This window comes from Actinomadura sp. BRA 177 (assembly GCF_013372625.1).
GTDB lineage: Bacteria > Actinomycetota > Actinomycetes > Streptosporangiales > Streptosporangiaceae > Spirillospora.
Genome location: NZ_JABXFD010000377.1, coordinates 17,378 through 41,324, shown reverse-complemented (window position 1 = coordinate 41,324; position 23,947 = coordinate 17,378). Strand labels below are relative to the sequence as shown.

The window sequence follows — 23,947 nt, the reverse complement described above, 5'->3', positions numbered from 1 at the left end:
CCAGGGCGCGGCCGTGTCGTCTGCGTCGGCAGGGGGAGAGGGGTAGAGGGGGCAGGGGGCGGGGCGGGCGGTGGCGGGGGTCCAGCCCTGGGCGAGCGCCCAGCGGACCATGCTGGGGCCGCAGGCGACCGTCTCCAGGCAGCCGCGGGCGCCGCACACGCAGGGTTCGCCGTCGTGGTCGACGAGGACGTGGCCGATGTGGCCGGCGTTGCCGGTCCGTCCCGTCCAGGGGCGGCCGTCGATGATGAGGCCGCCGCCGACGCCGGTCGACACGACGATGCCGAGGAGGGACGAGCCGGAGTGGCCGCCGCGCCACCATTCGCCGAGGGCCATGCACTGGGCGTCGCCGGCGAGGGAGACGGGGACGCCGGGGACGAGGCGCTGGACGGCGGCGACGAGCGGGTAGCCGCGCCAGCGGGGGATGTTGATCGGGCTGACGGTGCCGGCCATCGTGTCGATCGGGCCCGCGGAGCCGATCCCGATGCCGGTGACGCCGCGGTCGGCGAAGTCGGCGACGAGGCCGCGGAGGGTCGCGGTGGGCGACTGCCCGACGGGGTGCTCGGCGCGGTCGAGGAGGGTCCCGGACGCGTCGACGCGGGCGACGGCGAACTTGGTGCCGCCGATGTCGAGGGCGAGGACGGTCATGACCCGATCCCCGGGAGCGCCCGGTAGAGGGTGCCCTTTCCGGTGAGGGCGGCGGCCGGGGCCCCGGCGGGGATGAAGGCGGCCTCGCCCCGGGTGAGGGTCAAGGACGCGAGCCGGGCCTCGCCGTCCAGGCAGAGGAGTGTCTGGGGGAGGCCGGTCGGCAGGTCGTACGGGGTGTCCGTGAGGTCGTGGCGGACGAGCGTGAATTCTTCGGCGGACGTGCTGTATTCGTTTTCGGCCGGTTCGACCCGGGCGGGGGCGGAGGGGGCGAATTCCACTACGCGCATCAGTTCGGGGACGTCCATGTGCTTTCCGGTGAGGCCGCAGCGCAGAACATTGTCGGAGTTCGCCATGACCTCGATCGCGAGACCGCCCAGGTAGGAGTGGGGAACTCCGGCGTCGAGGAAGAGGGCTTCGCCGGGCTTGAGCCGGACGTGGTTGAGCAGGAGGGCGGCGAGGATACCCGGGTCGCCGGGGTGGGCGCCGGCGATGTCGGCGTAGACGCCGGTGAGGACGGGTTCGACCGCGGCGAGGATGGGGCGGGAACTCTCGTCCAGCATCTGGGTGAGGACGGTGCGAAGCGCTTTCGCGGGCGGGTCGTCGCGGAGGGCGGCGATCCACGGGTGCAGTTCGGGGACGGCGAGGCTTTCGAGGACGGCCGCCGTTTCCGCGGGGTCGCGGAAACCGCAGAGGCCGTGGAAGTCGGTGAGCGCGCAGACCATTTCCGGCTTGTGGAAAGGGTCCTTGTAGGTGCGGGTGCCGTCGTCGATCGGGATGCCGCGCGCCTCTTCTGCGGCAAAGCCCGAGCGGGCCTGCGCCGTGGTGGGGTGCACCTGGAGAGATAGCGGTTTCTCGACGGCGAGCACTTTGAGCAGGTAAGGGAGCGTCGGGCCGAAGCGGGCCACCGAGGCGGCGCCGAGCATCCCCGCCGGGTCGCGCTCGATGAGAACGTTCAGCGGCGTCCCGTCCACCGACGAGGGGGCGGCCGGATGCGCGCCCGCCCACAGCTCCGCCTGCGGACGGCCGGTCGGCTCGGCGCCGAGCAGCTCCGGCAACGCGGTACGCGACCCCCAGTCGTAGGGCCGGATCACGGTGGACAGCGGCAGGGGCACCAACCCGCGCGTTCTCCTTACTCGGTGCGCCACGTCGGGAGGTCGGCGCTCGTGACAGACAGGGTACAAGTGTCGGGCTCCTGCGGGCGCGGTGCCCGCGGCACGTGATCAAAGCGACATTCCGGATGAACCTCCGGCGGCCCGCCCTCGAACTGCTCAACGGGGACGGTGCCCGGCGGGCCGGACCCTCTAGGATGAACGCCGGGGAGGTGGTGGACGTGGGCAAGCACAACAAGCCGGCGACGCGGTCGTGCCCCGGCTGCAACGGGACCGGGACCAGCACCGCCACCCACGAGAGATGCAACGTCTGCCGCGGCACGGGACGCATCTGACGCCGGTCGCGGTCTCCGAGGGGTGGGCCCGCCGGGAGCCTCCGGGGGGTGAAGCGGCGGCGCGGGCGCCCGAGAAATGGTTGAATCGTGCGCTATGTGGCACTCGTCACTGCGCTCCAAGCCCTGGCGACGGAGGTATCAGCCTGGTGTTCCCGTCGATTTCGACATCCCGGACATCCCTGTCACCCGACTGCTCGACGACGCCGCCGACCGGTATCCGCGCAAGCCGGCGCTGATCTTCTTCGGCAAGCAGCTCTGCTACCGCGACCTGCGCGAGGCGGTGGACCGGTTCGCCGACGGGCTGGCCCGGCTCGGGGTCCAGCCCGGCGACCGGGTGGCGCTGATCCTGCCGAACTGCCCGCAGCAGGTCATCGCGTTCTGGGGGGTGCTCCGCCGCGGGGCCATCGCCGTCCAGCACAACCCGCTCTACACCGAGGAGGAGATGCTCCGCCAGCTCGCCGACTGCGGCGCGCGGGTCGCGGTGGTGCTGGATCGTTCCTTCGCGACGGTGCGGGCGGTGCGGTCCCGGCTGCGGCTGGACCACATCGTCGTGACGTCGCTGCTCGACTACCTCCCGGCGCCCCGCCGGATCGCGCTGCGGCTGCCGCTCGTGCAGATGCAGCGGCGCCGCGCGGCCATCACGGCGGACGTGCCGCACGATCAGGGCGTCGTCGCGTTCAAGGAGCTGCAGCGGCCCGCGCGGCAGCCGGTGCGGCAGCTGCCCGTCGACCCGGCGCGGCACCTGGCGGCGATCCAGTACACGGGCGGGACGGAGGGACGTCCGAAGGGCGCGATGCTGACGCACCGGAACCTCGTCGCGAACGCCTGCCAGCAGCACGCGTGGGACGTCGACGGGCGGCCCGGCGAGGACGTGACGCTGGCGGTCCTGCCGCTGTTCCACTCGTTCGGGCTGATGAGCTGCCTGGTCGCGCCGGTGATGACGGCGGGGGCGGTGGTGCTGCTGCCGCGCTACGACGGCGACCGGGTGGTGCGCGCGATCCGCAAGTACCGGCCGACCATCTTCCCCGGCGTGCCGACGCTGTACGAGCAGGTGCTCGACAGCCCCCGGTTCCGGCCGTCCGACCTGCGGTCACCGCGCGTCTTCATCTCCGGCGCGATGGGCCTGACGCAGGGCACGATCGACCGGCTGGAGCGGCTCGGCGCGAAGGGGCTGATCAACTGCTACGGGCTCACGGAGGCGTCCCCGGCCGTCACGGGCAACCCGCTGGACGGCACCGCCCGGAACCTGACCGTCGGGCTGCCGCTGCCCATGACCGACGCTGTCGTCGTCGACGAGGACGAGCCGACGAAGGTGCTGCCGCCCGGTGAGGCGGGCGAACTCGTCGTGCGCGGGCCGCAGGTCTTCGCCGGCTACTGGAACGCGCCGCTCGCCACCGCGCAGACCCTGTCGAAGGGCTGGCTGCGCACGGGTGACATCGCCGTGATGGACGAGGACGGTTTCATCACCATCCTGGAACGCATGCGGGACATGATGAAGGTGAGCGGCTTCACCGTGTTCCCGACCGAGGTGGAGAAGGTGCTGCGCCGCCATCCCGCCGTCTACGACTGCGCCGTGGTCGGCGTGCCGGACGCGCGGCGCGGGGAGCGCATCATCGCGCACGTGGTGGAGCACCCCGCCTACCCGTTCTCGGACGAGGAGCTGCGGACGCACTGCAAGCGCTATCTGTCGCACTACAAGGTGCCGGCCGAGTTCCGTCCGCGCACGGAGCTGCCCAGGAACCTGCTGGGCAAGGTCGTCCGGCAGCGGCTGCGGGACGAGTTCGAGGACTCATCGCACAGGAGGATGGGGTCGGCGCAGAGTGGTTGACTGGGCGGGTGCAGACCGAGACCGTCCAGCCCGGGCTCTTCGCCCGGCTCGTTGAGATCGGGCATGGTTCGGCCCGTGCCGCCGCGTCCCCTGAGGTTTTGTACGACCGGCATGGCGTGCTCGTGGTGCGTGTCGGTGACGTGGTGGTGAAGGCGCATCAAGCCGATCGTGAACACGGGCCTCCGTTCCTCGAACGGATACGGCTGGCGGGCACGCTTCCGAGCATCGTCATAGCGCCGCTGGGTTCGCCGCTCACCGTGGACGGCAGGACGGTCACTCTCGCGTCATTCGGTGAGCCGGTCGATCCGAGCCAAGCACTCCCCTGGGAAGAGGGTGCTCGGCTTCTAGCGGCTCTCCATTCAGAGAGCGTTCCGGCTGAGGCACCGTCTTGGGGACGTCCAACACGGGTGGCTCGCCTGGTCTCACGGCTTGGCGACGGTCCTGCAGAGGATGCCGTACGTCGCGCGTTCGTCACCCTTCCCGCCTGGATACGCGGCGAGGTGGACGAGCCCCCAGCTCAGACGGAACGCCTCATCCACGGAGACTGGCACCTGGGCCAGATGATCCGCATACAGGACGGGCACTGGCGGCTCATCGACATCGAGGACATGGGCAGAGGCGACCCCGCCTGGGACCTCGCCCGCCCGGCGGCGCTCTACTCGGCAGGGGTTCTCCCCCCGGACGACTGGGAGCGGTTCCTGGGCGCGTACAGGGCGGCCGGCGGCCCGGCGGTCCCCGCACAGGACGACCCGTGGACGAGCCTGGACATTCCGGCACGAAGTCTTGCGATCCAGATAGCCGCCACGTGCGTCATAACGGCAGGGAGGGATGATCGGGTGCTCGACGAGCCCGAGCAGGCGATGATCGATGCCTGCGTGAGAATATCCGCGGCGGGGGACGCGGCATGACCTAGCGCGAAATCTGCCCTACATTTACCCTCTACCTGGGGATCCATACCGGAAGGACGACAAAGCGATGCACTGCCCTAAGTGTCGTGGCGTGATGCGGACCTACACCCGCAGCGGCGTCCACATCGAGCAATGTGACAGCTGCCGGGGGATCTTCCTCGACTACGGCGAGCTGGAGGCCCTGGCCCAGATGGAGTCGCAGTACCGGGCGGCGCCCCCGCCCGCCGCCGCGCCGGGCTGGGGAGCACCGGCCGGGCCGGTGCATCACCATCACCACGGCGGTCACCACCGCCCCCGCCACGGCAGCGTCTTCAACATGCTGTTCTCGACCTGACCCGACCCGATGCGGCCCGCCCCTGACGAGGCGGGCCGCACGCCCTACCGGCCCACCTGTCAGAGGCGGGGGTCGACGGGCTCGGACTCCAGCGCCAGGACGTCGAAGACCGCCTGGTGGACGCGCCACAGCGGTTCCCCGGCGGCGAGCCGGGCGAGCGCCTCGGCGCCGAGCGCGTGCTCGCGCATCGCCAGCGACCGCTTCCGGCCGAGCGACCTGCGGCGCAGCCGGTCGAGGTTCGCCGGCTCGAGGTAGTCCGGGCCGTAGATGATCCGCAGATACTCCGGCCCGCGGCACTTGATCCCGGGCTGGATCTTCGCGTCGCCGGGGAGCGGGCCCAGCGGCTTGACGACCATGCCCTCGCCGCCCGCCGCGGTGAGCTTCTCCCACCATTCGGTGACGGCGGCCTCCGACTGCGGAGACGCCAGATCGACGGTCACCGACTCCGTCCGCTGGACGAGCCCGCTCGTGTCGCCTTCTGCGAGACGTCCCGCCACGGCCATGTGCCATTCGTGGTCGCGTTCGTCCGCCCACGAGTGGCCTTCACCCGCGAGGTTACCCGAAACGCACAGCGCGTCGCCGGCGGCCATCATCCCCATCACCAGACGCAGCACGCCCGGCGAATCCGGCCCGCGATCGACGAGGTCGCCGACGAAGACGGCCGTTCGCCCACCGGGATGGTTCGCCCCTACGGCGCGCCCCTGCGCGTCCCGCTCGATCTCATAGCCGAGGCTGGAGAGCAGTTCCTCAAGCTCCGCACGGCACCCGTGCACGTCGCCGACGAGGTCGAACGGGCCGGTCAGCTCACGCTTGTCGTTCCACGCCTTCTCGTAGCCGATCGTCGCGGCGTCGATCTCGTCCGCGCCGGTCAGCACGTGGTAGCGGCGGAACGCGCGGGTCAGCTCCCGCATGCCGCGCCGCAGTTCGCGCCGCTGGCGCGGGATCACGTGCGGCGGCAGGTTCCGGTCGGGGCGCGTCGCGTTCCGTTCGGCGGCGAGGCTCTCGGGCACGTCGAGGACGATCGCGACGGCCATGACGTCGTGGTCCTTGGCGATCCGCAGCAGCGCCTGCCACGCCTTGGTCTGCACGTTCGTCGCGTCCACCACGGTCAGCAGCCCGCGCCGCAGTCGCTTGGCCACGATGTAGTGGAGCAGGTCGAACGCGTCGCCGGACGCGGACTGGTCGTTCTCGTCGTCCGACACGACCCCGCGGCAGAAGTCGGACGAGACCACCTGCGTGGGCGTGAAGTGCTTGCGCGCGAAGTGGGACTTGCCCGACCCGGTCACGCCGACCAGCACGACGAGCCCCATCTCCGGCACTCGGATCTCGGTCATCGGGTGAACACTCCCATCTGGGTGGGCGCGCCGACCTCGGGGTCGTCGTCGCCGACGGGCACGTGGCGGACGCGGTAGCCGTGCGCGGCGGCGACCCGGTCCGCCCAGGCGCGGAACTCGGCCCGCGTCCATTCGAAGCGGTGGTCGGAGTGGCGCATCGCGCCCGGCGCGAGCCCCTCGTAGCGGACGTTGTGCTCGGCGTTCGGGGTCGTCACGATGACCACGCGGGGCGCGGCGTGCCCGAACACGACCCGCTCCACCGCGCCGAGGCGCGGCGGGTCGATGTGCTCGATGACCTCCATCAGGACGGCCGCCTCATAGCCGCCGAACCGTTCGTCCGCGTAGGTCAGCGCGCCCTGGAAGACGTCCCGGACGCGATCGTTCTCGCGGCGCGGCCGGTCGTCCCAGCGCAGCCTCCGCCAGGCGTGGCTGAGCGCACGGTGCGAGACGTCCGTACCGGAGATCTCGCTGAAGAAGTCGTCCTTGAGCAGCCGCGCGAGCAGTTTCCCCGAGCCGCAGCCAAGGTCGATGACGCGCCGGGCGTTCTCGTCGCGCAGCGCATGCACGACCGCCTGGAGACGGTGTTCCGCGAGCGAAACGGCCTTCTCCGCCTGCTCCGAGTCCTCGCTGGGCGCCGGCTCCTCTTCGACCTGCACGGGGTCGAGTTCCTCTTCGGGCGCGTCCTCGGCGTCGGCGAGACGGCCCAGCGCGGTACGGACGAGCCCGCGCCGGTTGGCGAGGTAGCGGCGCGTGATGGCGCCCCGGTCGGGGTGCGCGGCGAGCCAGCCCTCCCCTGCGCGGATGAGCTTGTCGACCTCGTCAGGCGCGAGCCAGTAGTGCTTCGCGTCGTCCAGGACGGGCAGCAGCACGTACAGCTGGTTGAGCGCGTCGGCGAGCCGCAGCGTGCCGGTCAGCGTGAGCGTCACGTACCGGGAGTCGCCCCACTCGGCGAACTCCGGATCGAGCGGAACCGGCACCGCAGACACGTCCCAGCCCAGTGGCGCGAAGAATCGTTCGGCCTGCCCTGGCCCGCCCCTGCATGGGAGAGCCGGCAGGACGATTTCGAGCGGAATCGCCGACTCCGCCAGCTCGGGACGCAGATTGCACCGTCCACGCATGGCCGTACGGAAAACGTTCGCCATCGCAGAAGCGAGCAGTGACGACGCCGCGTATGGGCGGTCGTTCACGTACTGGCCGAGTGAGAAATCTGGTGTGCCTCTGCCGCGCGTGCGCACGAGCTTCACTGGGTCGACGTCCAGGAGCAGAGCCGCCGTGCAGCGCCGCTCGCCGGCGTCGGGGTAGAAAACGTGCGCCGTGCCGAAGGACTGCTCGAAGCGCTGCACCCGGTCCGGATGCTTGTGCAGGAGGTATCCCAGGTCGGTCGCCTGGTCCATGGTCGTTGTGATCGTCAGAAGCACGTCCCAAGTGTGGCGGACATAACCGGATGACCCGCATTCCTTTTTCCGGCAGAATGCGGCGCGACATGAGCAGACATCCCCGCCGCATGACCGCGCAGGAGACCGTGGCCATCCTCGAACGCGGCGACTACACGGCGCCTTTCGGCCGAAAGATATCGATCGCGGAAGGCCTCGCCCGTGCCGTCGAGAACACCGTCCTCTACCGTCCGGACGAGTTGGACGCGCTCCTCAAGCGACTGCCCGCCACAGAGGCCGAGACGCGCATCGAGGTGACCGGTGAGACGACCCTCGCCGCCGCCCACCGGCTGTGCGGCGACGGGACGGTCCCGTTCGCGCTCAACTTCGCGTCCGCGAAGAATCCCGGCGGCGGGTTCCTGAACGGAGCGCACGCCCAGGAGGAGGGACTGGCGCGCTCGTCCGGCCTGTACACGTCGCTGCTGTCGGCGCGGGAGTTCTACGACTTCCACCGCGCCCAGCGCGACCTCCTCTACAGCGACCACATGATCTACTCGCCCGGCGTGCCGGTGTTCCGGGACGACGCCGGCCGGCTGCTGGACGAGCCGTACGACGTGGCGTTCCTGACGTCCCCGGCCCCGAACCGCGACGCGATCCGGGACCCCGCCACAGCCGAGGGCATTCCCGCCGCGCTCCGGCTGCGCGCCCGCAAGGTCCTCGCCGTCGCGCTGGCCAACGGGCACGGCCGGCTGGTGCTGGGCGCGTGGGGCTGCGGCGTGTTCCGCAACGACCCGGCGGAGGTCGCGGAGGCGTTCGCCGGGCCGCTGCGTCCGGGCGGGGAGTTCGCCGGACGTTTCGAGCACGTCGTCTTCGCGGTCTGGGACACCGCCGAGGCTCCCCCAGGCAGGCCGCCTTCGAGGACGTCTTCGCCTAGCCGGGACGCTCCTCGTCCTCGACGTAGGACGCGACGCCCCGGACGAGGAGGTCGAGCCCGAACTCGAACCGTCCGTCGTCGTCCGAGTCCGTGAGCTCCCGGACCATCCCGGTGAGGACCGGATAGCGGTCCGGGGGCAGGGCGGCGAAGTACTCCCTGAACTGCCCGAAGTACTCCTCGAAATACGCGTGCGGGTCTTCGCCGGCGGGCGCCTTCGCGTAATAGATCGTTCCCTCGATGGCGTCGGCGTCGAGGAACATGCCGAGGGTGTCGACCGCCATACCGGCGATCTTCTTCGGGACACCGCCGGCCCGCATCAGGGCGAGCTGCGCCTCGGCGACGTCCAGCAGGTGGGGGCCGGTGGGGACGAGCCCCATCGACACCATCGCGATGTCGCGGTGCGAGGTGTAGACGCGGCGGATCTCGCGCGCCAGCTCCTTCAACTGCTCCTGCCAGCGCGCGGGATCGGGCTCGGGGAGCTTGATCTCGGCCGCGACCCGGTCGAGCATCAGCTCGCGCAGCTCCTCCTTGCCCGAGACGTGCGCGTAGAGGGACGCCGGGCCGGTGCCCAGCTCCTGGGCGACCCGGCGCATGGTGACGGCCTCCAGCCCCTCGGCGTCCAGGACGCGGATCGCCGTCTCGACGATGGCCTCCTGGGTGAGCGGCCGCCTCGGCGTCGCGGCCTTGCGGGGCCTGCGTCCGGGCGGCGTCGGCAGGTCGGATGCCGGCTTGTCCGGGCGTGCGGTGGCCACGTCGGGACCTCCCAATCTCGCGATACATCTTGACTATCCCGAAACGCGATATATCTTCTCTACTAGCGAGAGAAGCTCGGGCGACACGAACATCGTACTTGACACGAACGCCGTTCGGGATTAGAAACGCTGTTCGTAGTTACGAACACTGTTCCTGATGGGAGACGATCATGACCGAGACATTGACGTCCCGCGAACCCGGCACCGCGGACGCGGGCTACCGCTGGCGCTGGGTCGCCCTCTTCGTGATCCTCGCCGGCGAGATCATGGACATGCTGGACGCGCTGATCACCAACATCGCGGCCCCCACGATCCGGGCCGAGCTGGGCGGATCGGCCGCCACCATCCAGTGGCTCGCCGCCGGCTACACGCTGTCGATGGCGGTCGGGCTCATCACCGGCGGCCGCCTCGGCGACCTCTACGGCCGCAAGCGGATGTTCGTCATCGGCGCGGCCGGCTTCACGCTCGGCTCGCTGCTGTGCGGCGTCGCCGTCTCCCCCGGCATGCTCATCGGCTCCCGCGCCATGCAGGGCCTGTTCGGCGCGCTGATGCTGCCGCAGGGCATCGGGATGATCAAGCAGATGTTCTCCGCCAAGGAGATGGGCGCCGCGTTCGGGCTGTTCGGCCCGGTGATGGGCCTGTCGTCGGTCGGCGGCCCGGTGCTGGCCGGCTGGCTGATCGACGCCGACCTGTTCGGCACCGGCTGGCGGATGATCTTCCTGATCAACCTGCCGCTCGGCCTCGCCGCCGTGCTGGCCGGGCTGAAGTTCCTGCCCGCCGGCCGGGCCGAGCACGCGACCCGGCTGGACCTCCCCGGCGCCGCTCTCGCCTCGCTCGCCGCCGGCCTGCTCATCTACCCGCTCGTCCAGGGCCGCGAGCACGACTGGCCGCTCTGGACGTTCCTGATGATGGCCGCGTCCCTCGCCGTCTGGGGCCTCTTCGCCTGGTACGAGGTCCGCGTGCAGCGCGCCGGCGGCGACCCGCTGATCGTGCCGAGCCTGTTCCGCAAGCGCGGCTTCAGCGGCGGCCTCGTCGTCGGCCTGGTGTTCTTCACCGGGATGGCGGGCAGCACCCTCGTGCTGGCCCTGTTCTTCCAGCTCGGGCTCGGCTTCTCCCCGCTCAAGGCGGGGCTCGCGCAGATCCCCTGGTCGGCCGGCGTCATCATCGGATTCGGCGTCGCGCAGGCCGTGCGGCGCTTCGGCCGCAAGGTGATCCACGCGGGCACCGCCATCATGGCCGCCGGCATCGCCGGAACCTACGCCACGCTCCAGTACGCCGGGATCGACGTCACCGCCTGGCAGCTCGTCCCGGCCCTGACCGTGACCGGCCTCGGCATGGGCATGCTGATGGCACCGTTCTTCGACACCGTCCTCGCCGGCGTCGAGCCCGAGGAGACCGGGTCGGCGGGCGGCACGCTCACCGCCGTCCAGCAGCTCGGCAGCGCGCTCGGCGCCGCCGTCCTCGGCACGATCTTCTTCGGGCTGCTCGGCGGGCACGTCGCGGCCGCCGCCGACGACGGCGCGCCCGCGCTGCGCCGCGACCTTGCCGCGGCCTCCGTCCCCGCCCCGCAGCAGGACCGGATCGTGGACGGCCTGCGCGCCTGCGGCCACGACCGCGCCACCGCCAAGGACGCCGTCGCCGTCCCCGCGTCCTGCCACCGGCTGCAGGACGAGATCGGGACCGCCGCGCCCGCCGTCCAGAAGGCGGTCGCGCAGGCCGGGGAGCACTCGGCCAAGGCCGGCTTCAGCGACGCCATAAAGATCACGCTGTGGGTCGAGGTCGGGATGCTCGGCCTGACGTTCCTGGCGGCGTTCCTCCTGCCGATGCACCCGCGCCCGGAAGAGGAGATGGCCTGACGCAACGGAAAGGCCCGCGCCCCTCGGGACGCGGGCCTTTCGGCTCGTCACACCTTGCTCATGACCTCCGCGGCCAGCAGCTCCAGGTGGTCGAGGTCGTGCATGTCGAGGACCTGCAGGTAGACGCGCTCGGCGCCCAGCTCGCCGAACCGGCCGATCTTGTCGACCAGCTCGCCGGGCGTCCCCGCCAGGCCGTTGTCGCGCAGCTCGGACACCTCGCGTCCGATGGCGTCCGCCCGGCGCTTGATCTCGGCCTCGTCCCGGCCGCAGCAGACGACCTGCGCGGCGGAGTACACCAGCGGCTCCGTCCGGCCCGCCTCGGCGGACGCCGCGCGGACCCGGCCGAACGCCTCGCCGGTCTCCGCCACCCCGTGGAACGGGACGTTGTACTCGTCGGCGTAGCGGGCCGCGAGGCGCGGCGTCCGCTTCGCCCCGAACCCGCCGATGATGATCGGCGGGCCGCCCGCCTGGGCGGGCTTCGGCAGCGCGGGCGACTCGGCCAGCGTGTAGTGGCCGCCGCTGAACGAGTACGTCTCGCCGGCGGGCGTCCCCCACAGCCCGGCGAGGATCTCCAGCTGCTCCTCCAGCCGCTCGAACCGCTCCCCCAGGCTCGGGAACGGGATGCCGTAGGCCGTGTGCTCCTGGTCGAACCAGCCCGTCCCGAGACCGAGGTCGACCCGTCCGCCGCTCATCTGATCGACCTGCGCGACCGCGATGGCGAGGGGCCCCGGGTGCCGGAACGTCGCCGCCGTGACCAGCGTGCCGAGCCTGATCCGGCTGGTCTCCCGGGCGATCGCGCCCAGCGTGATCCAGGAGTCGGTCGGGCCCGGCTCACCGGTCACGTCGCCCATCTTGACGAAGTGGTCGGAGCGGAAGAACGCCTCGAAGCCGAGGTCCTCGGTCGCCTTGGCGACCGCCAGCTGTGTGTCGTAGCTCGCCCCCTGCTGGGGCTCAGTGAAGATCCGAAGACGCATGACTCCATCCTGGTACCCGCCCGGCCCCGGTCGCGCCACCGGGTCAGCGCGTCGCCGGGGCCGTCTTCGCCGACGCCAGGCCGGCGCTTCGCGCGACGCGCACGGCCGGGAACCTCCGGGTGGCGTGCGCCTTGCCCCACGTCACCGTCCCGCGCGGGCTGATCTTCTCGCCCGGCTCCGCACGCCTGGACACCTTCGCCCTGATGACGCCGGTGGCCTTGTGCCCCTTCTTGACGGTGCCGAGGTGGCACACGACCTTCCGTCCGGCGGGCTTGCAGTGCTTCTCACCGGACACGAACGCGAGCGACTTCGGCAGCGTCGTCCTGAACACCGCCTTGCCGGACTTCTTCGGCCCCTTGGCGGTCACCGTGAACGTCCACTCGTAGGTGCGCCCGGGAACGACGGCCTGCTTCGGGCTCTTCATATGAAGCACGACCGCATGCCCCGCAGGCTTCACGTGCGCCTTTGGCTTCACGTGCGCCTTGGGCTTGGGGTGGGTTCTGGGTCGGGGAGCCGGTTCCGAGGTGCTCCCCTTGTCTCCCTTGTGTGCGGTCGGGCCGGGCCCGTCGGCGTGGGCGGGCACTGGCGCCGCCCCGAGCAGCGGCACGGCGGCCAGTAGCACCAGGCCGCGCCCTTTCCATGTCCGGACCATGTTGAGACCCCCCGTGGCCTGCGGATTCGTTGCGGACACGTCCGTTCTAGCGAGCCCCGCACCGGCCGCCTAGCGCCCCGGCGGCGTGTCGGCGCGGACGCCCCGGCTGAGCTGCGAACATGTCCAACTTGCTGCGACGTAAGGGGCGAAAGCTGTTGAATCAGCCAAAACCGATCCCCCACCCATGGAGCTGACATGGCTGTCTTCGGCGTCGACTACGCGTGGGGACGCCCCGGCGCCGCCGCGCTGAAGCGGGCCGGGGCGAAGTTCGCGTGCCGCTACCTGTCGCACGACACGACCGGCAAGAACCTGACCCGCGCGGAGGCCGACGACCTGTCCGACGCGGGCATCTGGCTGGTGGTCGTCTGGGAGTCCACCGCGCAGCGCCCGCTGGCGGGCCGCTCCGCCGGCGTGGCGGACGCCAAGGACGCCGCCGCCCAGGCCGACGCCTGCGGCATGCCGGACGACCGTCCCATCTACTTCGCCGCCGACTGGGACGCCGCCGCCTCCCAGCAGGACGAGATCAACGCCTACCTGGACGGCGCCGCCAGCGTCCTCGGCCGCGACCGCGTCGGCCTCTACGGCGGCTACGGCCCGATCGACCGCGCGTTCGACGCCGGGAAGATCACCTACGGCTGGCAGACGTACGCCTGGTCCGGCGGCCGCTGGGACTCCCGCGCGCAGCTGCAGCAGTACTCCAACGACCACACCATCAACGGCGTCGGCGTCGACTACGACCGCGCCGTGCAGAGCGACTACGGGCAGTGGCGCGTCGGCGTCTCGCCCGAGGGAGAGGACGACATGCCCGACTACGTGTCCGTCGGCACCGATACCGAGCAGCAGCTTTCCCCCGGCAGGTGGACGAACGTCAACTGGGACCACGAGTACTCCGACACCGAGCACCAGCACAACAACCCGGGCGGCCCGAGCCTGCTGACCGGCTCCGCCCGCTACAGCCTGATGGTCTCGGCGACCGTAACCGGCGTCCCCGAGGGAACCCTCATCCAGGCCCGCGCCATCGAGATCGAGGACACGAGCACGTACGAGGCGGGCCCCGTCCAGGACTTCCTGTCGGTCGGCGAAACGATGAACCTGGTCTACGGCCTCCCCGCCGACACCGTCCGCTCCGGCCACCGCGTCCGCTTCCAGCTGATCCAGCACGGCGACGCGGCGGCGACCATCACCGACGGCAGCGCGAAGGTCTTCTTCTGGCGATAAGGGGTCACACTGCACGACGGCGCGAACACTTAGAGTAGTGTCGCGGTCCTTGGTCCGACGGTGGCCGACTGCAGACGGGAGGGTGCGTGCCCAGCGGCCGGCTACGGAAGGCGCTGAACCGGCTGCTACGCCCGGCCACCGTGGAGGAGCCGCCGCAGGATCCCGCGCTGGTGGGGCTGCTGGCCGGGAGCCGGTTCGCGGGGCTGCCGCCGCAGCGGGCCGACATCTCCCTCCGGCGGGCGCGGCGGGCGATGGACTTCGTCCTCGACCTCGCCGAGCAGATGTTCGTCGCCGGAGCCGACACGCGGGCGATCGAGGTCTCCATCGTCGCGGTCGCCGCCACCTACGGGCTCAGCCCGTTCGAGTTCACCATCGTCGGCCGGACGGTCATCGTCCAGCACGCGCCGCAGGACCGCGACCCGCGGGTCCTGATGAGGGTCGCCCGCACCGATGACGGCCGGGACCTGTACCGCGCGGCGCGGATCCACCGCATGGTCGAGGACGTCGTCCACCGCGACGTCGATCTGCCGAGCGCGGAGCGGCGGCTGCGGGACATCAAGCGGCTCCGGTCGCGGTGGCCCTGATGGGCGCGGCTCGCGGGCCGCGCGGCCCTGGTCTCGTCCATCACCCTGAAGGCCGGCGGCACCCTGGACGACGTCCTGTTCGCCATGGGCGTGCTCGTCGTCGCCGACCGCGCGGGGTGGGCGCTGGGCCGCGGCGGCGTCCCCGGCTACTACGCCACCTTCGCGCAGGCCGCGCTGGTGGCGGGGCTGGGCATCCTGGCGCTGAGCTTCGAGGTGCTGTCGCTCCGGGCGTACGCGAGCGCCACCGCGGCCAACCTGGTGCTGCTGCTCCCGGTGGCGTCGGTCGTCGCCCTCGCCCAGGACGCGATCACCCGCTTCGGCACCACCGCCGCCGTGCGGTTGATCAACACGGTGCTGGTCTTCGGCGCCCTGTTCGCGGGCATCGCCACCGTCGGCTTCATCGCCAGGGACGTGCGCGTCGTCGGCAACGCCGAGAACGTCCAGTTCGTCGCGCTGCCGATCTCGTTCGCCCTGGCGGCGGCCGCGGTCGGCGCCGTCGCCGGCGCCGTCGCGGCCGGCGGCGCCGCACGGCTGCTGCCCTTCGCCGCCCTGATGGGCATGCTCTCCATCGCCGTCCGGACCCTCACCAGGGTGCATCTGGACCTGCCGCTGTCCCTCGCCGTGTTCGTCGCCGCCACCGTGTTCGTCGCCGCCACCGTGCTCGGCGCCGTCGCGAGCCGCCTCGCGCCCCGGCTGCGCCTCCCGGCGGGCGTGCTGATCACCCCCGCCATCGGCGCGTCCCTGCTGCCCGGCGCCGACATGTACCGCAGCCTCTCCGCCTACACCGCCGGATCACCCGGCGCCGGACGGCAGCTGCTCAGCGCCCTGATCGTCACCGTGGCCATCGGAGCGGGCATCGTCCTCGGCCAGATCCTGGGCGCCAAGAGGGAACTCAGGGAGGAACGACCCCCGGGCGAGGCGTGAGCACGGCTCAGCCGCGAACGAGGGTCGCCAGGCACTCCACGTGGCTCGTCATGGGGAAGGCGTCGAAAGCGCGGAGGGTCTCCAGGGTCCAGCCGCGCTCGTTGAAGTAGGCGAGGTCGCGGGCCAGCGTCGCCGGGTCGCAGGACACGTAGGCGATCTTGCGGCCGGCGAGCCGGGTGATGTGCTCGACGACGTCGCGGCCCGCGCCGGTGCGGGGCGGGTCGAGGACGACCACGTCGGCGCGGCGGACGCGCTCGCCGCGGGTGGCCGCCGCCGCGCTTGTTCTGCGTGCGGGACGAGGAGGAGGCGCGGCCGAACTCCAGGTCGGCGACGACCTCCTCGACGGGGCCGCGCTCGATCGACACATTCGGCAGGTCGCGCAGGTTGTGCCGGGCGTCGCGGACGGCCTGCCCGTCCGACTCGACGCCGACGACGAGGCCGTCCGGGCCGATGCGGTCGGCGAGGACGCCGGCGAACAGGCCGACGCCGCAGTACAGGTCGAGGGCGATGTCGCCGGGCTTCGGCTCCAGGGCGTCCAGCACGGCGCCGGCGAGCAGCTGCGCGGCGCCCGGGTGGACCTGCCAGAAGCCGCTGCCGCTCACCTGGTACAGCCGTCCCGAGACCTCCTCGCGGACGTACGGGAGCGCGGAACCGGGCTCCGGCTTGCCGCGGACGAGCCGGACCGGCACGTCCAGCCGCGGCACCCGGATCTTGCGCCGGTCGCGGCCGCGCAGCACGACGAGGCGGTCGCCGGTGGTCGCGGACACGATGCCCTCGAGGCCGGTCGCGCCCGGCCAGCGCTTGCGCTCGATGCCCATCAGCTCGACGCCCGGGTGGGCGATCAGGCATTCGTCGATCGGCTCGATGTCGTGGGAGCGGTGCTTGCGCAGCCCGACGGTGCCGGACGCGACGGAGAACTGCACGCGGGTGCGCCAGCCGAGGCCGGGCGGGGGCGCCACCTCGCTGTCGACCGGGTACGGCACCTCCTCGACCGTCACCGTGCGGGTGATGCCGGCGAGCCGCTGGAGCTGTTCCTCCACCACGGCCGCCTTGAGGGCCCGCTGGGCGGGCAGCGAGGCGTGCTGCCAGTCGCAGCCGCCGCACCGGCCGGGCCCGGCGAACGGGCACGGGGCCTGGACGCGGTCCGGGGACGCCTCGATGATCTCGACGGCGTCGGCGCGGAGGAAGTTCTTGGTCCGGTCGGTGACGCGGGCTCTCACCCGTTCGCCGGGCAGGGCGTGCCGGACGAAGACCACGCGGCCCTCGTGCCGGGCGACGCAGAAACCGCCGTTGGCGACGTTGCCGACCTCCAGTTCGAGGACGTCGGGTTCGAGTTCAGTCACGATCCGAAACACTACCGGCACCGGGGCGCGTCCCGGTCCGCGGCGGACGCCGGGACGAGCCGGGGCCGGGCGGTTCGACCCGTCCCTTGAGCCGGTCGGACGACTGGAGCTGCCACGCGACGCTCGTCACCATGACGCCCGGCTGGAACAGCAGCCGCCCCTTGAGCCGCAGCGCGCTCTGGTTGTGCAGCAGCTGCTCCCACCAGTGGCCGACGACGTACTCGGGGATGAACACGGTGACGACGTCGCGGGGGCTGCGCCGCCGGACGTTCTTGACGTAGGCGAGGACGGGCCGGGTGATCTCCCGGTACGGCGAGTCGAGGATCTTCAGCGGGACGGGGATGTCCAGGGCGTCCCACTCCTGCTGGAGCCGCCGGGACTCCGCGGCGTCCACCGCGACGGTCACCGCCTCCAGCGTGGACGGGCGGGTGGCGCGGGCGTAGGCGAGCGCCCGCAGCGTCGGCTTGTGGATCTTGGAGACGAGCACGATGCCGTGGTTGCGGGCGGGCAGCGCGACGTCCTCGCCGGAGGGCACCAGCTCCTCGGCGACCCGGTCGTAGTGCTTGCGGATGGCCTTCATCAGCAGGAACAGCAGCGGCATCGCGATGCACACGATGTAGGCGCCGAGCGCGAACTTGGTGATCAGCACGACGACGAGGACGATCCCGGTGAGGGTGGCGCCGAACGCGTTGATGCCCCGGGAGGACTTCATCCGGCGGCGCTGCGCCGGGTCCTGCTCGGTGGCGAGCAGCCGGTTCCAGTGCCGGACCATGCCGACCTGGCTGACGGTGAACGACACGAACACGCCGACGGTGTAGAGCGGGATGAGCCGGCTGACGGACGCGTCATAGGCGTAGATCAGCAGCCCGGCCATGGTGGCGAGGATGATGATGCCGTTGCTGTAGGCGAGCCGGTCGCCGCGGGTGTGCAGCTGGCGCGGCAGGTAGCGGTTCTGCGCGAGCACCGAGGCCAGCACCGGGAATCCGTTGAACGCGGTGTTCGCGGCGAGGAACAGGATCAGCGCGGTCATCGCGGTGACCACCGCGAAGCCAGGGGTGAAGTTGCTGAACACGGTGTGCGCCACCTGCGCGATCACCGGGTCGGCCTGCTCGACCACCCGCCCGGTGGCGGGGTCGACGAGGCTGCTGTCCTGGCCGACGTCGGTGAACCGGACATCGGTGATGAAGGCGAACGCGACCACGCCGCCGAACATCGTCATCGCGACCAGCCCGAGCGCCAGCAGCGTCCGCGCGGCGTTCTCGCCCTTGGGCTTGCGGAACGCGGGCACCCCGTTGCTAATGGCCTCGACGCCGGTCAGTGCGGCACAGCCGGACGAGAATGCCCGCAGCAGCAGAAAGACCAGGGCGAAACCGGCGATGTCGGTCTCGTCGCCGCGAACCTCCAGGTGCGCGGTCTCGGCCTCCAGCTCGGTGCCGGAGATCAGCCGGACCAGGCCCCACGCCAGCATGCTGAACACGGCGAACATGAACAGGTAGGTGGGGATCGCGAAGGCGACCCCGGCCTCCTTGATGCCGCGCAGGTTGCCGAGGGTGAGCAGCACGACGATGGCGATCGCGACACCGACCTCGTGCGGGCGCATGAACTCCAGCAGCGCGCCGAGGTTCTCCACGCCGGACGACACCGACACCGCGACGGTGAGGGTGTAGTCGACGAGCAGCGCGCTCGCGACCAGCACGCCCCAGTTGCTTCCCAGGTTGGTGGTGGCGACCTCGAAGTCGCCGCCGCCGCTCTGGTAGGCCCGGACATTCTGCCGGTAGGACGCGACCACGGTGAGCAGGATCACCACCACGGCCGCGGCCACCCAGGGGGTGTAGTGGTACATCACGAGCCCGCCGGCGCCGAGCGCGAGCAGGATCTCCTGCGGGGCGTAGGCCACCGAGGACAGCGCGTCGCTGGCGAAGACCGGCAGCGCGATCCGTTTCTTCAGCAGCTGCTCGTGCTGCTGGGAGCTGCTCAGCGCACGGCCGAGGAGGAGCCTCTTCGTGAGGTCCGGAACCTTTGACACGGATAGAGAGCCTAACCCTCGGGCGGGACGGCGGTTCGCGGCCCTGCCCGTCCCCGCCGGCACCGGGTTGGGTAGTACTCGCCTGGGGGGATGTGTAGGTTTGCAGCCCGGCAGGATCATTGACGGAGACCGTGCACCGGCGCGGGGGTACAGGGGGAGCGTCCCCCTGGACGGAAGAGGGAACGGCCGTGCATATCGTGATCATGGGATGCGGGCGGGTCGGCTCGATGCTCGCCCACATCCTGGAGGACAGGGGCCATTCGGTGGCCATCATCGACCAGAGCCCGGAGGCGTTCCGCCGGCTGCGCAGCGGGTTCCGCGGCCGCCGCATCACCGGGTTCGGGTTCGACCGCGATGTGATAGCCGAGGCCGGCATCGAGCGGGCGGCGGCGTTCGTGGCCGTCAGCAGCGGCGACAACTCCAACATCATCTCCGCCCGGGTGGCGCGCGAGACGTTCGGCGTCGACAACGTGGTGGCCCGGATCTACGACCCGCGCCGCGCGGAGGTCTACCAGCGCCTCGGCATCCCCACGGTCGCGACCGTCCGGTGGACGGCCGACCAGATCCTGCGCCGGCTGCTGCCGGAGGGCTCCGAGCCGCTGTGGCGCGACCCGACCGGCGCGGTCGTGCTCGCCGAGCTGGACGCCGGGCACCTGTGGGTCGGCGAGAAGGTCGCCGCGCTGGAGGAGCACGCGAACACGCGCGTGGCGTTCCTGGCGCGGATGGGCGAGGCCCTCGTCCCCGAGCGGGACACGGTGATCCAGGACGGCGACATCGTGCACGTGATGGCGAGCGCCGAGGACCTGGAGCGCGTCAACGCCGCCGTCGCGGCGGGGAACGGGGAGGACGCCTGATGCGGGTCGCGATCGCCGGGGCCGGCGCGGTGGGCCGCTCCATCGCCCAGGAGCTGCTGGAGAACGGGCACGAGGTGCTGCTGATCGACAAGAGCCCCAAGGCCATCAAGGTCGAGATGGTGCCGCGCGCCGAGTGGCTGCTCGCGGACGCCTGCGAGATCTCCGCGCTGGACGACGCGGCGCTGGAGCGCTGCCAGGTCGTGGTCGCCTCGTCCGGCGACGACAAGGTCAACCTGGTGGTGTCGCTGCTGGCCAAGACCGAGTACGGGGTGCCGCGCGTGGTGGCGCGGATCAACCACCCGAACAACGAGTGGCTGTTCAACGAGTCGTGGGGCGTGGACGTGGCCGTGTCCACGCCGCGGCTGCTGTCGGCGCTGGTCGAGGAGGCCGTCAGCGTCGGCGACCTGGTCCGGCTGATGACGTTCCGGCAGGGCGAGGCGAACCTGGTCGAGCTGACGCTGCCGGACGACGCGCCGCTCGGCGGGCAGCGGGTCGGGTCGGTGGACTGGCCGCGCGACACCGCGCTCGTCGCGATCCTGCGGGAGGGGCGGGTGCTGGTCCCCTCGTCCGACGACACCCTCGAACCGGGCGACGAGCTGATGTTCGTGGCCAGCCAGGACGTCGAGGACGAGCTCGCCGCGCTCCTGGGCGGACGCTAGCCGCGCGAGGGGACCCGCCGGTCAGGCGGGTTCCTTCCGCTCGATGGGGGTGCGGCCGCGGGCGAGCAGCCACACCATGGCCGCCAGCGCGGCGACCTGCAGCGGCCAGCCCATCGCGATCTTGGCGGTGCCGAGCAGGCCGCTCTGGTCGCCGTCGGCGAGGTAGATCGGGTACTGCACGGCGACGCGCGCCACGCAGGGCAGCACCAGCAGCCAGGTGAGCCGGGAGCACAGCTTCACGATGCCGCGGTCGGCGCGCCACGCGGTCGGGTCGCCGGTGACCGAGCCGATGATGAAGCCGACGACCGGCCAGCGCACCACGATCGAGAAGATCATCGCGGCGCCGTAGCCGGCGTTGAGGATGATGCCGGGCAGGAAGGCGTCCTCGGCCTTGCCCGAGCGCAGCGCGAAGAACGCGGCGATCCCGATGCCGACGAGGCTGTTCAGCACGAACTGCGGGTTGGAGCGCTGCACGATCCGCACGACCAGCAGCACCACCGCGGCGCCGATGCCGGCCGCGACGGCGGTCTTGATGTCGTCGATCGCGACGTAGGTGCCGGTGAACGCGATCGTGGGGAGGGCGGCCTCCAGCATGCCGCGGACGCCGCCGAGCGCCTTGCTCAGCTGCGCGCGGACGGCCGCCTCGACGGTGTCGTGCGCGGCCGTCTCCGCGCGCCCGGTGCCGGCTGTCGTCTCGCTCACGCTGCCATCCCGCCCACGGTCGTCTCGCTCACGCTGCCACCACGCTGTTCACGAGCCGCCGCGCAGCTCGTATCGGGGATTGAACATGACCTTGCGCCCGTCCTGCACGCTGACCAGGCCCTCGGCGCGCAGCATGCGGCCCGGGTCGATCCCGGCGATCCTGCGGCGGCCGAGCCAGACCAGGTCGACCACGTCGGTGCCGTCGTACAGCTCGGCCTCCAGCGCGGGCGCGCCGCCCCGCGGACGCAGGGTCACGGTTCGCAGCGTACCCGCCACGCAGTGCCGCCGGCGCGCGGCGCAGTCGGAGATCGGCGTCGCGCCCTCGTGGCCGGTGGTCTTCTGCAGCTCCTCGGCCTCGAGCTCGGCCTTGCCGGCCGCCATCCGCCGCAGGAAGCGCCGCAGGCCGCCCCTGCCCCGCTCGCGCGCCCCCGGATCGCCCTGGGACTGCGTACGGGCCGAAACCTCGTCCATACCTCGAAGCGTATGACATCCCCGCCCGAATCGACCCCCTCGGCCCCGGTCAGGAACGCCGGAGACGCGACCTGGCCATGGCGGTGAAGTAACCGATCTCGGGGATGCTCATGCGGCGCGCGGTGAGGAGGTAGAGCGCGCCGCCGCCGAGGCCGCCGACGGTGACCGCGACCAGGGCCGGGACGCGGTCGCCCGGCAGCCGTCCGGACGCCCAGACGACCGCCGCCGCGAACGCCAGCGCGGGCAGTGCGGCGAGGTGCAGTCGCGTGAGGGCGCGCAGGATGCGGCGCCCGTCCAGGCCGCCGAGCCGCCTGCGCAGGACTAACGCGGCGCCCGCCGCGCCCACGAGGTAGAACAGCCCGTACGCGGCGGGCAGCCCGATCACGACCTGCCGCGCCGGGACGAACGCCAGCAGCGCGAATGCCGTCACCGCCTGCGCGATCCCGGCGGGCACCGCGATCAGGCCCGGCGTGCGGGTGTCGCCGAGGGCGTAGAAGACGCGCATGAGGAGCTGGTGGAGGGTGAACGGCAGCACCATGACGGCGAACACCATGAGGACGGTGCCGATGCGGCGCGCCCCGTCCGGGGTGATGCTGCCGTAGGCGAAGAACGTGATCGAGCCGGGGACCGCGAACACCAGCATGCCGAGCCACAGCGGGACGAGGAGCGCGGCGGCCACCCGCAGGCCGCGGGAGAAGTCGGCCCGGACCAGGTCGCGGCGCCCGTCCGCGACGTGCGCGCTCATCCGGGGCAGCAGCGCCGTGATGACCGAGACGGCGATGATCGCGTACGGGAGCTGGAAGACGACGAGGGCGAACTTGTAGACGGCGAGCCCACTGCCCGTGGCCGCCGCGCGGTCGCCCGCGCGCGTCGCCACGTTCGCGGTGACCAGGACGCCGATCTGCGCGACGACGATGTAGAGCAGCATCCACGTCGCGGTGCGGGCGGCCTCGCGGAGCCCGGATCCGCGCAGGTCCAGGCGCGGGCGCCAGCGGAACCCGGCGGAGCGGAGCAGCCAGACGAGGACGGCGCTCTGCGCGACCGTCCCCAACGCGGAGCCGAGGCCGAGGAGGGTGAGCTGCCCGTCGGTGACGGTCGCGGTCGTCTGCCCGCGCCCCGCGACCCAGAGGAACACCAGCCCGGCCGCCATCGTGATCAGGTTGTTCACGACGGGCGCCCACATCGGCGCGCCGAACCGCCGCCGGACGTTCAGCAGCGTGCTCGCGAGACCGCTCACGCCGATGAAGAAGATCTGCACGAGCAGCAGCCGGGTGAGCAGCACCGCGACCTCGCGCTGCCGACCGCTGTAGCCGCCCGCGTAGAGGGAGATCAGCCGGTCGGCGGCCAGCACCGCGAGCACGGTCAGGACGGCGAGGGCCAGCAGGACGACGCTGAGCAGCCGCTGCTCGGTCGCCGCTCCCCCGTCGGCGTCCCGCATCCGGCGTTTCACCAGGAACGGGACGAAGACGCTGGCGAGCAGCCCGCCGAGCAGCAGCTCGTACACGGTGTAGGGGATCATCTCGGCGGCCTGGTAGGCGTCGCCGAGCAGCGCGGTGCCGAGCGCGGCGCCGATCACGACGGTGCGCAGGAAACCGGTCAGCCGGGAGAAGACCGTCCCGATCGCCATGACGGCGCTGGAGTGCGCGACGTCCGGCGGGGCGGCCTGGGCGGCGCCGCCGATCTCGTCGCCCTCGGAGCCCGGCCGGTCGGCGGTGCCGGGATCGCCGACGTCGCCGGGGTCGCGGACGGGGACGAGGCCGGGCTCCGGCTCGCCGGGCGGCTCCGCGCGCTCCGCCTCGTCGAACACCCCCGGCATGAGGATCCGGCGCTTGCCGGGCTCGTCCGTCGGCACCACCCCCGGACGCGCCAGTATGCCCGCAGGAGAGCGTCCCGTCCTCGACCGGACGGCCGGGAACGGGACGCGCCTGGGCGGGACGCCGTCAGCGGAGGGCGGCCTCCACGGCCGGGACGCGGATCGTCCGACGGGTCGCGCCGTAGGCCGTCGCACCGGTCAGCACGGCGGCGAGGGCGGCGACCGCGAGGTAGGTCCACACGTCGCCGTCCGGGACGGCGGAGTCGCGCCGGGCGAGGTGTCTCGGGATCGAAATTACGGACGGCGGACGCGGCATGCG

The 23,947-nt window shown here is 72.0% G+C and carries 23 protein-coding genes and 1 pseudogene; 10 read left to right on the top strand and 14 right to left on the bottom strand.

Annotated features, from left to right (window positions below; genetic code table 11):
• Both HUX53_RS21795 and manA read right to left on the bottom strand, forming a co-directional pair.
• The coding region (locus tag HUX53_RS21795) for an ROK family protein (protein ID WP_176405068.1) at positions 1-645 on the bottom strand (645 nt) is incomplete at its 3' end.
• Complete coding sequence (manA, locus tag HUX53_RS21790; protein WP_309237358.1) at positions 642-1,757, bottom strand: mannose-6-phosphate isomerase, class I; 1,116 nt, start codon at positions 1,755-1,757, stop codon at positions 642-644. The genes manA and HUX53_RS21795, both read right to left, overlap by 4 nt.
• A gap of 426 nt (positions 1,758-2,183) precedes the next feature.
• Between manA and HUX53_RS21785 the strand changes: the two genes are divergently transcribed.
• From HUX53_RS21785 to HUX53_RS21775, 3 genes are all read left to right on the top strand, one after another.
• The gene (locus HUX53_RS21785) at positions 2,184-3,917 is read left to right on the top strand and encodes an AMP-binding protein (RefSeq protein WP_176405067.1); all 1,734 of its coding nucleotides are present in this window, start codon (positions 2,184-2,186) and stop codon (positions 3,915-3,917) included.
• 8 nt (positions 3,918-3,925) lie between these two features.
• The gene (locus HUX53_RS21780) at positions 3,926-4,825 is read left to right on the top strand and encodes a phosphotransferase (RefSeq protein ID WP_176405066.1); all 900 of its coding nucleotides are present in this window, start codon (positions 3,926-3,928) and stop codon (positions 4,823-4,825) included.
• Positions 4,826-4,892: 67 nt separating this feature from the next.
• On the top strand, positions 4,893-5,159 hold the full coding sequence (locus HUX53_RS21775; RefSeq protein WP_176405065.1) for a zf-TFIIB domain-containing protein: 267 nt from the start codon (positions 4,893-4,895) through the stop codon (positions 5,157-5,159).
• A gap of 59 nt (positions 5,160-5,218) precedes the next feature.
• On the opposite strand, the gene HUX53_RS21770 is transcribed toward HUX53_RS21775, so the two are convergent.
• Both HUX53_RS21770 and HUX53_RS21765 read right to left on the bottom strand, forming a co-directional pair.
• Complete coding sequence (locus HUX53_RS21770) at positions 5,219-6,493, bottom strand: AAA family ATPase (RefSeq protein WP_176405064.1); 1,275 nt, start codon at positions 6,491-6,493, stop codon at positions 5,219-5,221.
• A complete protein-coding gene (locus HUX53_RS21765) occupies positions 6,490-7,911 on the bottom strand; it encodes a 3' terminal RNA ribose 2'-O-methyltransferase Hen1 (RefSeq protein WP_176405063.1) in 1,422 nt (473 codons plus the stop codon). Before HUX53_RS21765 ends, HUX53_RS21770 begins: the two co-directional genes overlap by 4 nt.
• Positions 7,912-7,976: 65 nt before the next feature.
• Between HUX53_RS21765 and HUX53_RS21760 the strand changes: the two genes are divergently transcribed.
• Complete coding sequence (locus tag HUX53_RS21760; RefSeq protein WP_217919727.1) at positions 7,977-8,894, top strand: TIGR02452 family protein; 918 nt, start codon at positions 7,977-7,979, stop codon at positions 8,892-8,894.
• Here the strand turns inward: HUX53_RS21760 and HUX53_RS21755 are convergent.
• The gene (locus HUX53_RS21755; protein ID WP_176405062.1) at positions 8,797-9,552 is read right to left on the bottom strand and encodes a TetR/AcrR family transcriptional regulator; all 756 of its coding nucleotides are present in this window, start codon (positions 9,550-9,552) and stop codon (positions 8,797-8,799) included. The genes HUX53_RS21760 and HUX53_RS21755 overlap by 98 nt on opposite strands.
• Before the next feature lie 170 nt (positions 9,553-9,722).
• Between HUX53_RS21755 and HUX53_RS21750 the strand changes: the two genes are divergently transcribed.
• Complete coding sequence (locus HUX53_RS21750) at positions 9,723-11,408, top strand: MFS transporter (protein WP_176405061.1); 1,686 nt, start codon at positions 9,723-9,725, stop codon at positions 11,406-11,408.
• Between the two features lie 47 nt (positions 11,409-11,455).
• Here the strand turns inward: HUX53_RS21750 and HUX53_RS21745 are convergent, their stop codons facing one another.
• Both HUX53_RS21745 and HUX53_RS21740 read right to left on the bottom strand, forming a co-directional pair.
• Positions 11,456-12,382: an LLM class F420-dependent oxidoreductase gene (locus HUX53_RS21745; RefSeq protein ID WP_176405060.1), complete on the bottom strand. Its 927-nt coding sequence runs from the start codon at positions 12,380-12,382 to the stop codon at positions 11,456-11,458.
• 43 nt (positions 12,383-12,425) lie between these two features.
• Positions 12,426-12,806 carry a DUF11 domain-containing protein gene (locus HUX53_RS21740; RefSeq protein ID WP_176405059.1) on the bottom strand — a complete coding sequence of 127 codons (381 nt, stop codon included), beginning with the start codon at positions 12,804-12,806 and terminating at the stop codon, positions 12,426-12,428.
• A gap of 423 nt (positions 12,807-13,229) precedes the next feature.
• Here HUX53_RS21740 and HUX53_RS21735 point away from each other — a divergent pair, with 423 nt between their 5' ends.
• The 3 genes from HUX53_RS21735 (at position 13,230) to HUX53_RS21725 (ending at position 15,760) form a co-directional block, all read left to right on the top strand.
• A complete protein-coding gene (locus HUX53_RS21735) occupies positions 13,230-14,252 on the top strand; it encodes a glycoside hydrolase domain-containing protein (protein ID WP_176405058.1) in 1,023 nt (340 codons plus the stop codon).
• Between the two features lie 86 nt (positions 14,253-14,338).
• Positions 14,339-14,836, top strand: coding sequence for a threonine/serine exporter family protein (locus HUX53_RS21730; protein WP_176405057.1), 498 nt, complete (start codon positions 14,339-14,341; stop codon positions 14,834-14,836).
• 84 nt (positions 14,837-14,920) lie between these two features.
• On the top strand, positions 14,921-15,760 hold the full coding sequence (locus tag HUX53_RS21725) for a threonine/serine exporter family protein (protein WP_176405056.1): 840 nt from the start codon (positions 14,921-14,923) through the stop codon (positions 15,758-15,760).
• Positions 15,761-15,767: 7 nt separating this feature from the next.
• On the opposite strand, the gene HUX53_RS42605 is transcribed toward HUX53_RS21725, so the two are convergent.
• The 3 genes and pseudogenes from HUX53_RS42605 to HUX53_RS21715 all read right to left on the bottom strand — a co-directional run bounded on the left by HUX53_RS42605 (position 15,768) and on the right by HUX53_RS21715 (position 19,129).
• Complete coding sequence (locus HUX53_RS42605; RefSeq protein ID WP_309237359.1) at positions 15,768-16,127, bottom strand: hypothetical protein; 360 nt, start codon at positions 16,125-16,127, stop codon at positions 15,768-15,770.
• Between the two features lie 61 nt (positions 16,128-16,188).
• Positions 16,189-17,103 (bottom strand): annotated as a pseudogene (locus tag HUX53_RS21720) (class I SAM-dependent RNA methyltransferase); the annotation flags it as partial.
• Positions 17,096-19,129 carry an APC family permease gene (locus HUX53_RS21715; RefSeq protein ID WP_176405055.1) on the bottom strand — a complete coding sequence of 678 codons (2,034 nt, stop codon included), beginning with the start codon at positions 19,127-19,129 and terminating at the stop codon, positions 17,096-17,098. The pseudogene HUX53_RS21720 and the gene HUX53_RS21715, both read right to left, overlap by 8 nt.
• A gap of 188 nt (positions 19,130-19,317) precedes the next feature.
• On the opposite strand from HUX53_RS21715, the gene HUX53_RS21710 reads away from it, so the two are divergent.
• Both HUX53_RS21710 and HUX53_RS21705 read left to right on the top strand, forming a co-directional pair.
• Positions 19,318-19,983, top strand: coding sequence for a TrkA family potassium uptake protein (locus HUX53_RS21710; protein WP_176405054.1), 666 nt, complete (start codon positions 19,318-19,320; stop codon positions 19,981-19,983).
• On the top strand, positions 19,983-20,642 hold the full coding sequence (locus tag HUX53_RS21705; protein ID WP_176405053.1) for a TrkA family potassium uptake protein: 660 nt from the start codon (positions 19,983-19,985) through the stop codon (positions 20,640-20,642). Before HUX53_RS21710 ends, HUX53_RS21705 begins: the two co-directional genes overlap by 1 nt.
• A gap of 21 nt (positions 20,643-20,663) precedes the next feature.
• Here HUX53_RS21705 and HUX53_RS21700 read toward each other — a convergent pair whose 3' ends face one another.
• The 4 genes from HUX53_RS21700 to HUX53_RS21685 all read right to left on the bottom strand — a co-directional run bounded on the left by HUX53_RS21700 (position 20,664) and on the right by HUX53_RS21685 (position 23,944).
• Complete coding sequence (locus HUX53_RS21700) at positions 20,664-21,344, bottom strand: DUF3159 domain-containing protein (RefSeq protein WP_176405052.1); 681 nt, start codon at positions 21,342-21,344, stop codon at positions 20,664-20,666.
• A 48-nt stretch (positions 21,345-21,392) separates the two neighbouring features.
• Complete coding sequence (locus HUX53_RS21695; protein WP_217919732.1) at positions 21,393-21,725, bottom strand: OB-fold nucleic acid binding domain-containing protein; 333 nt, start codon at positions 21,723-21,725, stop codon at positions 21,393-21,395.
• 139 nt (positions 21,726-21,864) lie between these two features.
• Positions 21,865-23,631 carry a murein biosynthesis integral membrane protein MurJ gene (murJ, locus tag HUX53_RS21690; RefSeq protein ID WP_176405072.1) on the bottom strand — a complete coding sequence of 589 codons (1,767 nt, stop codon included), beginning with the start codon at positions 23,629-23,631 and terminating at the stop codon, positions 21,865-21,867.
• A gap of 124 nt (positions 23,632-23,755) precedes the next feature.
• A complete protein-coding gene (locus tag HUX53_RS21685) occupies positions 23,756-23,944 on the bottom strand; it encodes a hypothetical protein (RefSeq protein WP_176405050.1) in 189 nt (62 codons plus the stop codon).
• Positions 23,945-23,947: the final 3 nt, after the last annotated feature.